This window comes from Catenulispora sp. GAS73 (assembly GCF_041262085.1).
Lineage (GTDB): Bacteria > Actinomycetota > Actinomycetes > Streptomycetales > Catenulisporaceae > Catenulispora.
The window spans coordinates 74,966-88,086 of sequence record NZ_JBGCCM010000046.1 but is presented as its reverse complement, the minus strand read 5'-3'; the positions used below and the strand labels follow the sequence as shown (position 1 = coordinate 88,086).

General features: G+C 70.2%; 9 protein-coding genes and 1 rRNA gene. 3 read left to right on the top strand and 7 right to left on the bottom strand.

All coding sequences use genetic code 11. The annotated features are described in order from the left end of the window. Window positions 1–75, bottom strand: a 16S ribosomal RNA gene (locus tag ABH935_RS44355); the annotation flags it as partial. A gap of 656 nt (window positions 76–731) precedes the next feature. Further along, window positions 732–1,733 (bottom strand): stage II sporulation protein M, encoded by a 1,002-nt coding sequence (locus ABH935_RS44350; RefSeq protein ID WP_370384021.1) that lies wholly within the window; start codon window positions 1,731–1,733, stop codon window positions 732–734. 132 nt (window positions 1,734–1,865) lie between these two features. Between ABH935_RS44350 and ABH935_RS44345 the strand changes: the two genes are divergently transcribed. Beyond that, window positions 1,866–2,849 (top strand): RDD family protein, encoded by a 984-nt coding sequence (locus ABH935_RS44345; RefSeq protein ID WP_370384020.1) that lies wholly within the window; start codon window positions 1,866–1,868, stop codon window positions 2,847–2,849. 97 nt (window positions 2,850–2,946) lie between these two features. Here the strand turns inward: ABH935_RS44345 and ahcY are convergent, their stop codons facing one another. The 3 genes from ahcY to ABH935_RS44330 form a co-directional block, all read right to left on the bottom strand. After that, window positions 2,947–4,404 (bottom strand): adenosylhomocysteinase, encoded by a 1,458-nt coding sequence (ahcY, locus tag ABH935_RS44340; RefSeq protein WP_370384019.1) that lies wholly within the window; start codon window positions 4,402–4,404, stop codon window positions 2,947–2,949. A gap of 89 nt (window positions 4,405–4,493) precedes the next feature. Further along, window positions 4,494–4,667 (bottom strand): Trm112 family protein, encoded by a 174-nt coding sequence (locus ABH935_RS44335; protein ID WP_323747866.1) that lies wholly within the window; start codon window positions 4,665–4,667, stop codon window positions 4,494–4,496. A 78-nt stretch (window positions 4,668–4,745) separates the two neighbouring features. Then, window positions 4,746–6,110, bottom strand: coding sequence for a phosphomannomutase/phosphoglucomutase (locus tag ABH935_RS44330; RefSeq protein ID WP_370384018.1), 1,365 nt, complete (start codon window positions 6,108–6,110; stop codon window positions 4,746–4,748). Between the two features lie 209 nt (window positions 6,111–6,319). Between ABH935_RS44330 and ABH935_RS44325 the strand changes: the two genes are divergently transcribed. Together ABH935_RS44325 and ABH935_RS44320 are read left to right on the top strand one after the other, a co-directional pair. Then, window positions 6,320–6,712: a DUF3499 domain-containing protein gene (locus ABH935_RS44325; RefSeq protein WP_370384017.1), complete on the top strand. Its 393-nt coding sequence runs from the start codon at window positions 6,320–6,322 to the stop codon at window positions 6,710–6,712. 161 nt (window positions 6,713–6,873) lie between these two features. Further along, complete coding sequence (locus ABH935_RS44320) at window positions 6,874–7,377, top strand: metallopeptidase family protein (RefSeq protein WP_228563349.1); 504 nt, start codon at window positions 6,874–6,876, stop codon at window positions 7,375–7,377. Window positions 7,378–7,498: 121 nt separating this feature from the next. On the opposite strand, the gene ABH935_RS44315 is transcribed toward ABH935_RS44320, so the two are convergent. Together ABH935_RS44315 and ABH935_RS44310 are read right to left on the bottom strand one after the other, a co-directional pair. Next, a complete protein-coding gene (locus ABH935_RS44315; protein WP_370384016.1) occupies window positions 7,499–9,208 on the bottom strand; it encodes a DUF5719 family protein in 1,710 nt (569 codons plus the stop codon). Continuing rightward, window positions 9,205–12,930: a glycosyltransferase gene (locus ABH935_RS44310; protein WP_370384015.1), complete on the bottom strand. Its 3,726-nt coding sequence runs from the start codon at window positions 12,928–12,930 to the stop codon at window positions 9,205–9,207. The genes ABH935_RS44315 and ABH935_RS44310 overlap by 4 nt, the downstream gene beginning before the upstream one ends. Window positions 12,931–13,121 lie beyond the last annotated feature (191 nt).

Genomic DNA, 13,121 nt, shown 5'->3' with positions numbered 1-13,121 from the left:
GGTTCACCGTTCGACTTGCATGTGTTAAGCACGCCGCCAGCGTTCGTCCTGAGCCAGGATCAAACTCTCCATTGATGATTATCACCAGCCGACCGGAATAGGGTCAGCATGAGGTGTCAGAAGAGTCACCTGGCGGACAGTCGCATACACCCCGACGGGGGTCGGGGTGGGCACTGTCAACCATGTGTTCAAGACACTCGGACCATCGCTCACGAGGAGCGCAGGACCCGAGGTCGCATGGCATCACAATTCGTCACACACTGTTGAGTTCTCAAGAAACAGACGCCCGAACCACTCGTCCCGGAACCTTGATTCCGATCGGCTGCGACCCGGCGTTGTCAGGTCTTGCTGTTTTTCTTTTGTTCTTGTCTTGCTTCGCTTTAGATCTTAGCAGATCCTTTGCGTTCTTCGCAATTTCACTGAGCCTTTGAATCAAGCACAGTCGCTTTGATTGCGATTGCCGGTTTGGGATTCTTTTTCGAACCCTTGCCCCGGCGGCTTGGTTACTCTAGCATGGATTCTTTGGGCTCTCGCCCGCCGCTCCCGCTTGACAGCAACCCCTCTAACTTACGCTCCCCGAACACGCGTGTCAACCTGATGGCCGTCGCCAGTTCATGGAGGGGAACCCTGTAAGTATGGCACACGTCTGAGGTCGCAGACGAATCGGCGGTGTCTACCCATCACTCAGAGGGCTGAAACCATCCGTTCGCTGATCGGATCCGGTGACCCGACTAAGCCCTCGTGGGTATCACGTCTGCTCTGTCGGCCCTGCTCACGTCACCTGTCTCACCGCGCAGAGCGGCTCGGCGACCAACGAAGAACACGTAGACGAGGAACAGCGTCTCGGCCACGAAACCGATCGTGAGCCGCACCGGAGCGGGCGTGTGCCCGGTCACGAACCCCTCGATCGAGCCCGACACCAACAGCACGCACGCCAACCCGAGCGCCATCGTCCCGAGCACCCGTCCCTGCTCCCCCAGCGCCTCGCCGCGAGTCCGCGGCCCCGGCGAGAGAAGCGTCCACGCGATGCGCATCCCGCAACCGCCGGCGACGAAGACCGCGCTGAGTTCCAACATCCCGTGCGGGGCGACGAGCGACAGGAACGTGCCGAAGCGTCCGTGCGCCGCCATGAACCCGCCGTCGATCGCCAGGTTCGCCGTGTTCATGTACATGGCGACGAACGGGAAGACCAGCGTCACCCCTCCGAACAGCGCCAGCGCGGACACCCAGGCGTTGTTCACCCACACCTTGAAGCCGAACGATCCCGGACTGAACTGCGTGTAGTACGTCTCGAACTCCCCGCCGGGCCGGAAGACCCCGTTCACGAGATCCGGAGAAGCCAGCTCCCCCTGCACGCGCGGATTCGCCGCGATGTACCAGCCCATGAAGAACGCGGCGACAAGTGAGATCACCGCGGTAGCGATCCACCAGCGTCGCGCTCTATAGAGAGCCGCCGGAAAGCCGTCGGTGAAGAAGTAGAGGATCTCTCTCCACGCCGGAACGCGGGGCCCGGCGATGGCGCCGCGCGCGGTCGCCAGCAGAGACGACAGGTGACCGACCACTACAGCGTCCGGCGCCGCGGACCTCACTACAGACAGATGCGTAGCGACGTTCTGGTAGAGCGCTACCAGCTCGTCCGCCTCGCCGCCGTCCAGAGCCCGGCTCTGGTTCGACAACTGCGCGAGGCGGGTCCACTCCGCGCGGTGGGCCGCTGCGTATGCGTCGATGTCCACGTGTAGGAAGACCCCGCCTCTGTGAGAAGCCAGCGCTCTATATGGAAAGTCTGTGGTGAGAAACTGTGCGCCCACGGTATGAGCGGTCTACCGTTGCCGCAACAACGTCAGCCCGGAGTGGAGACAAAGACCTTGAGCGACCTGGTCATCGGCGAGGGCGTGGCCCTGGATCTCCGGCTCGCCAAGCTGCCGAGCCGCGCGCTGGCCCGGCTGCTGGACCTGCTCATCCAGGCCAGCTTGCTGGGTGTGCTCGCCGCCGTGCTCGGAGTGGTGGCGTCGGCCGGCGCGGTCGACGACGCGGTGATGGCCGGTCTCATGATCGTCGTGACGATCGCGGCGGTGGTCGGGTACCCGGCGCTGCTGGAGACCGTCGGGCGCGGGCGCACACTGGGCAAGATGGCGCTCGGGCTGCGCGTGGTGCGCACCGACGGCGGCCCGGTGCGGTTCCGGCACGCACTGGTCCGCGCGCTCTCGGGCATCTTCGACCTCTACGCCACGGCCGGTGTGCTGGCCGTGGCGACGTCCTTCTCCTCGAAGCAGGGGCGCCGCACCGGTGACTGGCTGGCCGGGACGGTCGTGGTCCGCGACCGGGCACCGGACGCCGGGGTGAGCCCGGCCGGAATGGCGGCGCTGGCCATGCCCTATCCGTTGCTCGGCTGGGCGCAGCAGCTGGACCTGTCGGCGCTCCCCGACGACGTCGCGCTGTCCGCACGCCAGTACCTGACGCGCATGCACGAGATGCGCCCGGACGTCGCCGCGCGCATGGGCCACGAGGTCGCGACCGAAGTCCTCCGCTACGTCGCGATGCCGCCGGCCGGAACGCCGCCGTGGGCGTACCTGGCGGCGGTCACGGCCGAACGCCGGGTCCGGCAGATGCGGGCGGCGGAGGCGGCCCAGCGAGCGGCGTGGGAGCGGGCTCAGAGGCAGGCACCGGCCTACGCCGGGGCGCCGGGCCCGACGGCTGGAGCGCCGGCCGGGGCGCCCCCTATGGCACCGCCCACAGCGCCCCCTCCGGCGGCATGGCAGGGCTCGATGGTGCCGCCGGTCCAGGATCGGACGCCGGAGACCCAGCCCGCCCCGCAGACCGAGGGCGACGGGTTCAAGCCGCCGCTCTGAAACACCGTTCGTTCCAGGACCTGAAATAACGCCGAGGCCGGCCCCGCCAAGCGGGACCGGCCTCTCACGCGATCCGGAGCAGATCAGTACCTGAAGATCAGTACCGGTAGTGCTCCGGCTTGTACGGCCCCTCGACCTCCACGCCGATGTAGGCGGCCTGCTCCGGCGACAGCTTCGTCAGCCTCACGCCGAGCGCGTCCAGGTGCAGCCGCGCCACCTTCTCGTCCAGGTGCTTCGGCAGCACGTACACGCCGATCGGGTACTCCGCGGTCTTCGTGAACAGCTCGATCTGCGCGATCACCTGGTTGGTGAACGAGTTCGACATCACGAAGCTCGGGTGGCCGGTGGCGTTGCCCAGGTTCAGCAGGCGGCCCTCGGAGAGCACGATGATCGTCTTGCCGTCCGGGAACTTCCAGGTGTGGACCTGCGGCTTGACCTCGACCTTCTCGATGCCCGGGATCTTGGCCAGGCCGGCCATGTCGATCTCGTTGTCGAAGTGGCCGATGTTGCCGACGATCGCCTGGTGCTTCATCTCGGCCATGTCCGCGGCCATGATGATGTCCTTGTTGCCGGTCGCGGTGACGAAGATGTCGGCGCTGCCGACCACGTCCTGCAGCGTGGCCACCTGGAATCCGTCCATCGCCGCCTGCAGCGCGCAGATCGGGTCGACCTCGGTGATGATCACGCGGGCGCCCTGGCCGCGCAGCGACTCGGCGCAGCCCTTGCCGACGTCGCCGTAGCCGCACACGACCGCGACCTTGCCGCCGATCAGCACGTCGGTGGCGCGGTTGATGCCGTCGACCAGCGAGTGCCGGCAGCCGTACTTGTTGTCGAACTTGCTCTTGGTGACCGAGTCGTTGACGTTGATCGCCGGGAAGAGCAGCGAGCCCTCCTTGGCCATCTCGTACAGCCGGTGCACGCCGGTGGTGGTCTCCTCGGTGACGCCCTTGATGCGCTCGCCGATGGCGGTCCAGCGGTTGCCGTCCTCAGAGAGCGACTTGCGCAGCAGCGCCAGGAAGACCTGGAACTCCTCGCTGTCGGCGGCCGAGGCGTCCGGCACGGCGCCGGCCTTCTCGAACTCCGTGCCCTTGTGGACCAGCATGGTGGCGTCGCCGCCGTCGTCCAGGATCATGTTCGGGCCGGTGTTGCCGTCGCCGGTGTCCGGCCACTGCAGCATTCGGTCCGTGCACCACCAGTACTCCTCCAGCGTCTCGCCCTTCCAGGCGAAGACCGGGATGCCGGCCGGAGCCTCCGGCGTCCCCTGGCCGACCACGATCGCCGCCGCGGCGTGGTCCTGGGTGGAGAAGATGTTGCAGGAAGCCCAGCGCACATCGGCACCGAGGGCCGCGAGGGTCTCGATGAGGACCGCGGTCTGCACCGTCATGTGCAGTGAGCCCGAGATGCGCGCCCCGCGCAGGGGCTGCGCGTCCGCGTACTCGGCGCGGATCGCCATCAGGCCGGGCATCTCGTGCTCGGCGAGGGTGATCTCCTTGCGGCCGAATTCGGCCAGGGACAGGTCAGCGACCTTGTAGTCGCTCGGAGTGAGGACGCTCACGGCGTTTCTCCTGTTTCGTCGGCTGACGTTGCGTTTATGAATGTAGCGGTTCGCGGGGCTTACTGGCTCACCCGGACGGTGCGCGAGGCTCAGGCGGCCTTCGTCGCCTCGTCGATGAGCAGGACCGGGATGCCGTCGCGGACCGGGTACACCAGCGCACACTCCGAGTTGGTGCAGGCGAGCGCGGAGGCGGCGTCCTCTTCGCGCAACGGGGCGTGGCACTTCGGGCAGGCCAGGATCTCCAGCAGGGAGGGCTCGATCACGGCAGGGCTCCAATCAGGTCGAATCAGAAGAATGGGGCGGGCGGACTGGTTCCCCGGTCCGCCCTGCGCTTCAGCGCGTCAGGCGCGGATGATCCCGAGCACCTCGTCGCGCAGCGCTGCCACCGCGTCGGCGTCGGCCGCCTCGACGTTCAGGCGCAGCAGCGGCTCGGTGTTCGACGGTCGGACATTGAACCACCAGCCGTCGCCGGCGACGGTCAGGCCGTCGAGTTCGTCCACCGTGACGCCGGGCCGGCTCTCGAACGCCGCCCGGACCGCGGCCGAGCGGTCGGCCTGGTCGGCGACCTCGCTGTTGACCTCGCCGGAGGACGCGTAGCGGGTGTAGTCCGAGGCCAGCTCCGACAGCGGCGCGTCCTGCTCGCCGAGCGCGGCCAGCACGTGCATCGCGGCCAGCATGCCGGTGTCGGCCTTCCAGAAGTCCTGGAAGTAGTAGTGCGCCGAGTGCTCGCCGCCGAAGACCGCGCCGGTGCTCGCCATCTCCTGCTTGATGAAGGAGTGGCCGACCCGGGTGCGGACCGGGACGCCGCCGTGCTCGCGCACGATCTCCGGCACCGCCGCCGAGGTGATCAGGTTGTGGATGATCGTGGCGCCCGGGTGCTTGGCCAGCTCGCGCACCGCGACCAGCGCGGTGATGGTGGACGGGGCGACGGGCTCGCCGCGCTCGTCGACCACGAAGCAGCGGTCGGCGTCGCCGTCGAAGGCCAGGCCGAGGTCGGCCCGGTGCTCGACGACCGCGCGCCGCAGGTCGACGAGGTTCTTCGGGTCCAGCGGGTTGGCCTCGTGGTTCGGGAAGGTGCCGTCCAGCTCGAAGTAGAGATCGACGACCTCCAGCGGCAGTCCCTTGAAGACGGTGGGGACCGTGTAGCCGCCCATGCCGTTCGCCGCGTCGACGACCACCTTCAGCGGACGGATCTTCGACAGGTCGACGAGCTTGTTCAGGTACGCGGCGTAGTCCTCAAGCATGGCTCGCTGCGTGACGGTGCCGGTTTTGCCCGCCGGCGGCAGGGGATTCCCGTCGATGATCGCCTGCGCGGCCTCGCGGATCTGCACCAGACCGGAGTCCTGGCCGATCGGCGCGGCGCCGGCCTTGCACATCTTGATCCCGTTGTACTTCGCCGGGTTGTGGCTGGCCGTGAACATCGCGCCGGGCATGTCCAGCGCGCCGGAGGCGAAGTAGAGCAAGTCGGTGGAGGCCAGGCCGATCTCCACGACGTCCACGCCCCGCGAGGCGGCGCCGCGGGCGAAGGCCGCGGCCAGATCCGGCGAGCTCGGGCGCATGTCATGGCCGACCACGACCGACGGCGCGCCCGCGAATACGGCGAACGCCGCGCCGAGCGCCTCGGTGTCGGTCTCGTCGAGCTGGTCCGGGACCACCCCGCGTACATCGTATGCCTTGACGATCTGTGACAAGTCGTGGCCGGCCACTGGCTCCCGCTTTCAGGTCTGGTAACAGGTGAGTCGAGCCTATCCCGGGCGGCAGGCCGCGGTGGTCCGGCGGTCGCCGGACGAGGGTGGCGCGGCGAGCGGGGCGATCGCGGCCCCGGCGCCCGCGGAGGACCCAGCCGGACGACCCGCGCACGGATGTAGGGCGTGCCAGTGTTCCATCCGCGCCGGCAAGCGCTAATCTCCACCAAGTGAGCCCAGCCCGCAGATGTTCGCGAACCGCGTGTAGCCGTCCGGCCGTCGCGACGCTCACGTACGTGTACGCGGACTCCACCGCCGTCCTCGGCCCTCTGGCCGCCTATATCGAGCCGCACAGCTACGACCTTTGTGCGGAGCATTCGACCCGGCTGACCGCCCCGCGGGGGTGGGCCGTGCTGCGGTTGACCGAACCCGACCCGGGCCCCTCGCAGCCTTCGTCGGACGACCTCGAAGCGCTGGCGAACGCGGTGCGGGAGGCCGCTCGCGGGCCCCGTGGGGAGCGCGGGAACCGTGGGGACCGGGGTGAGCGCGGGGACGACGGGGACGGTGCGATCCTCTCGCGCGCCCGGGGCCACCTGCGGGCCCTGCCCGATCCCGAGCACTGAGCCCACACGAGCCACGCGAGCCACGCGAGCCCACGCTGAGCCTGAGCTGAGTCCGGTACCGAGCCCCCGACCGGGCTCACACCGAGCCCACACCGAGCCGCGCTGAGCCACGCTCGCTGCGAAAGCCGAGGTCACGGCGTAGTCGGCCCGACACGCGAGGAATGACTGTCGCCGAGGGGCGGATCGGCGGTTACGCTCGACGCGTGCCCATCACTGCCTCGATCAGGTCGGGGGCCGGCCAGGAGCCCCGCCGCCGGAAGCATACGCGTGACAGGCGGGGGCGGGGTCTGCGCGGCCCCCTAGCCCCGCCGCAGGTCCCGCTGGCGTTGACGCGCGCCGAGCAGTTCGACGAGCTGGTGCTGGACGCCGTGGAGCGCCTGGAGCGGCGCTGGCCGCGGCTGGCCGAGATCGAGCTGGCGGTCGAGGAGGTCCCGCCGGCGGACGCCGAGAACTGGAGCGACGAGGCCGTGCCGCTGGGCCGGGTGATCGCGGACCGTCCCGGCGAGCCGGTGCGGATCGTGGTGTACCGGCGGCCGGTGGAGGCCCGGGCCGCGGGCCGGCCGGAGCTGGCGGACCTGGTCTACGAAGTGGTCGTCGAACAAGTCGCGGAGCTGCTGGGCATGGAGCCCGACGAGGTGGATGAGGGACGGGACGAGGAGGACTGAGAAGTTCGCCCGTTCTCCTATATATAAGGTGTTGTGCCCTATATACGCCATCTCAGATAACACATAGAGACTCAAAAGCCGCCGGCCGAGCAGAACGCTCGGCCGGCGGCTGTTTTCCGTTTCAGCGGGCGACGGCGCCCGACAGGTCCGGAGCCACCGGCGGCACCGCCGCCGACACCCGGGCGTCCTCCAGTGTCTGCGCGGTGACCTGCATACCGCCCTTGGTCGGCAGGTCCGACAGGATGCGCGCGCCGTAAATCGGGTCCGAGCCCGGCTGCGGCTGGACGATCGCGGTGAACCAGCCGGTGGCCTTCGGGGTGTAGGCGACCGTGCTGTTGGCGGCGATCGTCACCTGGTCCACGGCCGGCTTGTTGTCGGCGCCGATGGTGGTGACCTGGACCGTCGACCCCTTGCTCCCGGCGGAGGTGAGGACCAGCGTGCTCTTGGCCGCCCCGCCGATGTTGCTGTCGCCGACGATCGCCTCGCTGCCGACCGGCGGGGTCGGAGCCAGGTAGGCGCTGTCCTGGGTGCCGCTCTTCGAGTCCGTCTCGACCAGCCGGACCCCGGACAGGAACGAGCCGCCGCTGCCGACGATCTGCAGCGCCGCCGATTCGGTCTTGTCCTGCGCGGCCGAGGTCATGTCCAGTATCACCGTGTGGTTCGGGGCGATGCTCAGCGGACTGTCGCGCTTGGTGTAGCCCTTGCCCGGGTCCTGCGTCTGCGCCGCCAGCTCGATCCGGCCCTGCTTTCCGTACCAGTAGACGTGGTCGATGCTGACCGGCACGTCGCTGGTGGAGCTGATGACCAGGTCGAACTTCGTCAGGGTGTTCCCCGGGGCGGGGATGCCCGGGATCGTCTGCGAGGTCTCGGCGGCCACGGCCGGCGTCTGAGCGGGGATGAAGTCCATGCCGCGGCCGGTGCCGTTGTCGCTCTTCTGCGGCTTGTCGATGTCCAGGACCTGGGCCGCGACCCGGCCCTCGGTGGTGGTGACGTGCACGCCGGCCACGGCGCTGGCCTGGGCCGCGGGGCCGAGGGGGCTGCTGAGCTGGTACTTGGTCGAGGTATGGGGAAGGACCGTGATGTCGTGGCCGAGGGTACCGGTGTCGATCTTGCCGTCCTGGCCGTAGTAGGTCAGGTTGACAGTGGCCGGGGCGTTGTCGGTGTTCGCCATGTACAGCCACGAGTCGCGGTCCGTGGTGCCGACCGAGACCCCGGCGAACCAGAAGTCGGTGCTCGGAGTGGTGCAGGGCGAGGCGGCCATGCCGCGCTGGTTGCCGCTGTCGCTGCGGATCAGCTCGCCGGCGGTGAAGCCCGGGGCGTAGGAACCGGTGGCCTGCAGGACCAGCGGCACCGGCTGGAGCTCGCCGACGTCGTTGGTGACCGTGTTGAACTGCGTGACCTGCTGCGCGCTGGAACGGGTGCCGGCGGCCCCGATCTTCAGCGGGGCGAACGGCTTGCCGTCGACGTACTGCACGCTCGCGCCGTCGGTGCCGGTCGTGGCGTTGCCCGACGGAGTGAAGGTGGTCAGCGACGTCGAGGTGTCGTTGCCGGCTCCCATCTCGCCCTGGCAGACCGCGGTGGCGCTGCCGACCGGCAGGGTGCGTGAGGTCTGCTCGCTGACCGCGCTCTTGTTCTGCGTGCCGGTGGAGAACCCGTAGCCGAGACCGGCCAGCAGGACCGCCGCGACCACGCCGAGGGCGCCGAAGGTGGAGATCGGGGAGGTGCGGGTCTTGGCCAGCGCGCGGCCTCTGGGGGCGCCGCCGCCGGGTCGCGGAGCGGCGCCGGTCGGACGTGCTCCGGTGGGGCGCGCGGGACGGTTCGGCCGGGTCATCGGTAGCCTCCCTGCCGGTGGTCGTCGGTCTCGAAGTCGGGGCGCTCGAAGTCCGGGCGCTCGTACTCGCCGGTGCCGGGGCGCAGGTAGCCGCCGTACGCTTCGGGGTTCTCGTACTCGCCGCTGTACTCGGCGGCGGCGTATTCGTGGCCGCCGTACTGCTGCGCATAGGGATCTTGCGGGTCCGCGTACGTCTCAGGCTGCTGCGCGTACGGGTCCGGCTGCTGCGCGTAGGCGTCGTGCTGGTATTGCTGCACGTATGGGTCTTGCTGCGCGTAGGGATCCGGTTGTGCGTATTGGTCTGGTTGTGCGTACGAGTCCTGGTGCGCGTACTGCTCGTGCTGATACTCGTACTGCGGCTGGTATTCCGGCTCGGGCTCCAGTGCGGGTTCCAGCGCCGGCTCGGGCTCCGGCTCGGGGGTGTACTGGCCGGGCAGGCTCGGCGGGACGTAGTCGTCGGGCTCGGAGCCCGGGCCCCGCTCCTCGACCCGGCCGCCGGTCGGCAGCGCCATGATCAGCGCGAACAGGAAGATCAGACCCTCGCCGACCAGCCACACCGTGCGCGAGGCGTCCGAGTAGGACACGGTCACCGTGCCGCCGCCGGCCGGCAGCGTGAAGCCCTGCGCCCAGCCGTCGATCGTGACCCGCGGCAGGTCGGCGCCGTTCATCCGGGCCGACCAGTTGCTGTCCGCGTCCTCGGCGAGCACCAGCTGGCGGCCGTCCTGGCCGGCGGCCACGGTGGCCGTGATCGTGCGGTCGTTCGCAGCGGTCTGCACCAGAGCCTTGGGGTCGCTGGTACCCGGGCCGCGCAGCGAGACCCGGGAGGCCGGGTTGGCGATCTTCCAGAGGTTGACGCCCTGGATCTGCGACTGCCGGTCCAGACCGGGGGTGGCGTCGAGGATGTGGACGTAGTCCGGGGTCAGGGTCTTCATCCCCACGACGTAGCGGACGCCCAGGGACGCCAGCCCCTGCAACTCGCTGCCGCCGGAGTCCGACAGCAGGCCGCCGACCAGTGTGTTGATCCGGTCGGCGTCGGCCTTCGGGACCTGGTAGTCGGCGTCGCCGAGGCTGGCGCCGTTGTCCCGGACGATGCCGTAGCCGATCACCGTCTGCGCGCCGGAGCCCAGGATCAGGGCTCTCGGCTGGTCGGGCATCTGGGACTGGACCGACACCACGGCCGGGCGGAAGTCCGCGGCGGAGCGCTGGATCGGCCCGGCGACGCCGTGCGTGACCCACCAGCCGGCCGCCACGACCGGGGTGGCGACCGCGGCCAGCGCCACCACCAGCGCGGCGGGCTGGCGCCAGCTGAGCTGCGAGGCCTGGAAGTAGTCGCGCGCGCCCTCGGCGCCGATCACCGCGGCCACGATCAGGCCGAAGCCGATCGCCGCGGTCGGCACGCCGCTCCACGGCTGCTGCGGCAGCCCGCCGGCCAGGCCGGTCGGGCGCACCTGGAGCGCCAGCAGGCCGGCGAAGAAGCCGGCCAGCGCCAGCGTCCAGCCGGCGAAGCTCAGGCGGCGGCGCGGGCCGCTGCGCAGCAGTCCGGCCAGACCGGCCAGGAACAAGCCGCCGGTGATCCAGTAGGCGTAGGTGCCCGGGCCGCCGGGGTTGGCCAGCAGCAGGTGCGTGGGGTCCGGGTTCTTGCCGGGCACCGGCGGCAGGCCGGGCTCCAGCAGGAACGCCGCCGGGTGCTTCACCAGCTGGAGCGACCACGGCATCAGCACGGCGATCGGCGTCACCAGCAGGATCGCCAGCCGGACGAGCACGGTGGCGAAGTCCGCGGTGGAGCGCCAGAACACGGTCAGCGCGGCGCCGGCCGCGAGCACCGCGCACAGCACCCAGACGATCGGGGCGAACGCCATGGCGATCGCGATCGCGAAGGCGGCGGGCCACGCGGCGCGCACCGAGCCCTTACGCCCCGGTCCGCCTATGGCGAGCAGCACTCCGGAAGCCGCCAGCGGCAGCAGGATGATGCCGACCGCCGAACCCAGCCGGCCGCCGGAGATCGCGCCGGTCGCCGCGGGCAGCAGCGCGTAGGCGGCCGATCCCCACACCCGCAGGGAGCTGGAGGAGACGGTGCGCTTGAGGACCGCGTAGGCGGTGAGGCCGGACAACGGCACGGAGCCGAGCAGCAGGACCGTGACCGCGAGGCTGGCGTGGCCGAACAGCAGGGTGCCGAGCAGGGCGACGACCGCCAGGTAGGGCGGCGCCGGAGAGGTGGAGCCGGTGGCGACGCCGTGCCAGGGGGCGAAGAAGTCGTGCCAGAGATCGGAGGCGCCGGCGGGCGCGGGCAGCAGCGAACCGCCCATCAGCCGGCCGCCGGTGAGCAGGTTCCGCGCCGCCACCATCATCACGACGGTCAGCGCGAGCCACACGAAGTTGCCGGGCATCCGGACCGCGCGGATCAGCCACGGGGTCCCGGAGTCGAAGGACTCGGCCTCCTCGGAGACCGGACCGCTCTCGATGGAGCCCCCGCCGGCCTCGTCCTCGCGCTGGTTCCGGGAGCGGAAGCCCTCGAATGCGTCCTCGAAGGTGTGGCGGAAGACCTGCAGGCGGGAGGGGAACAGCGAGTCCAGGTCCACCGGGCCCCGAGCCCGGGTCCGGGCCCTGGCCCGCCGGGCGCGCACGATGCGGTCCATGCGGCCGGCGTACGCCAGCGCCGCCAGCACCTCGTCGGCGGCCTTCAGCGGCGTCTTGTTGAGCACCAGGCCGATCGCGCGCAGCAGCGACCAGAAGAACAGCCGCAGGAACGTCAGTATCGGGAAGCGGCCCGCGTGGTTGACGGTGACCGCGTACAGCGCGTGCTGGCGGTCCTCGAAGTGCGGCCGCGAGACGCCGGCGCTGATCCGCCGCTCGCCGCGCGTGGCCGCCTCGGCGTGCCAGAACACGGCCTTCGGCGCGGTGAGCACGTCGTAGCCGGAGTTGTTGGCGCGCCAGCAGAAGTCCAGGTCGTCGCGGAACATCGGGATCGCGCGGTCGAAGCCGCGCAGCCGGTCCCAGACCTCGCGCCGGACGAGCATGCCGGCGCTGGACACCGAGAGCACCCGGGTCGGCTCGGCGTGCTGGCCCTGGTCGTGCTCGCCGTCCTCCAGGCCGGTCCAGCGGCGGCCGTCGGAGGTGACGGTGACGCCGACTTCGAGCAGTTGCTCGCGGTCGTGCCAGCCGCGGATCTTGGGGCCGATGACGGCCGCCTCGGGGTGGTACTCCCCCACTTCCAGCAGCCGCAGCAGCGCGTCCGGCGCGGGCTCGGAGTCGTCGTGCAGCAGCCACAGCCACTCCACCACCTGGTCTCCGCGGCCGTAGAGGTCGAAGTCGGCGACCGGGGCGGCCTTGAGCGCGTGGTTCACGGCGGTGCCGAAGCCGGTGTTGCGCTTGGTCTGCAGCACCGCCTCCGGACCAAGGTTCTCGTCCAGGATGGCCAGCGAGTCGTCCTTGGACCCGGTGTCCACGGCCAGGATCCGCTGCGGTGCGCGCAGCTGCCCGAGCAGGCCCTTGAGGGAGTCCTCCAGCCAGCGCGCGCCGTCGTGGGAGACCACCACCGCGGTGACCACGTGGTTCGGGAAGGCGTTGACCGCCGCCTCGGCGGCGGCCCGGCGCCGGGCGTCGACGTCGGCCACGGCGAACTGGCCGGTCCCGCCGGGCTGGCCGCCGTAGCCGCCGGCGGCGAACTGGCCGGTCGCGGACAGGCCGCCGGTCCGATATCCGGATTCTGGGTACTGGGACATGCTGCGCTGGCACCGGCTCCGGTCTCGGGAATCCCCGCTCGGGGGCGGACTGAGGGTCCACCATACGCGAGCGTCCGCAGATACCGACCGGCTATGCCGTTATGCCCGAATTGCGTTGCCTGGCAAGGAGAACACGGCCGCAGGGCTCTCACGGAAGAGTCCTCCACAAGTCCTCTTCCACGGTCCCCGCA

Excerpts from the sequence above, each read along its gene's own strand:
- ABH935_RS44315 (WP_370384016.1), bottom strand. The coding sequence starts at position 9,208 with ATGACCCGGCCGAACCGTCCCGCGCGCCCCACCGGAGCACGTCCGACC.
- ABH935_RS44310 (WP_370384015.1), bottom strand. The coding sequence starts at position 12,930 with ATGTCCCAGTACCCAGAATCCGGATATCGGACCGGCGGCCTGTCCGCG.
- ABH935_RS44320 (WP_228563349.1), top strand. The coding sequence starts at position 6,874 with ATGACTGTCGCCGAGGGGCGGATCGGCGGTTACGCTCGACGCGTGCCC.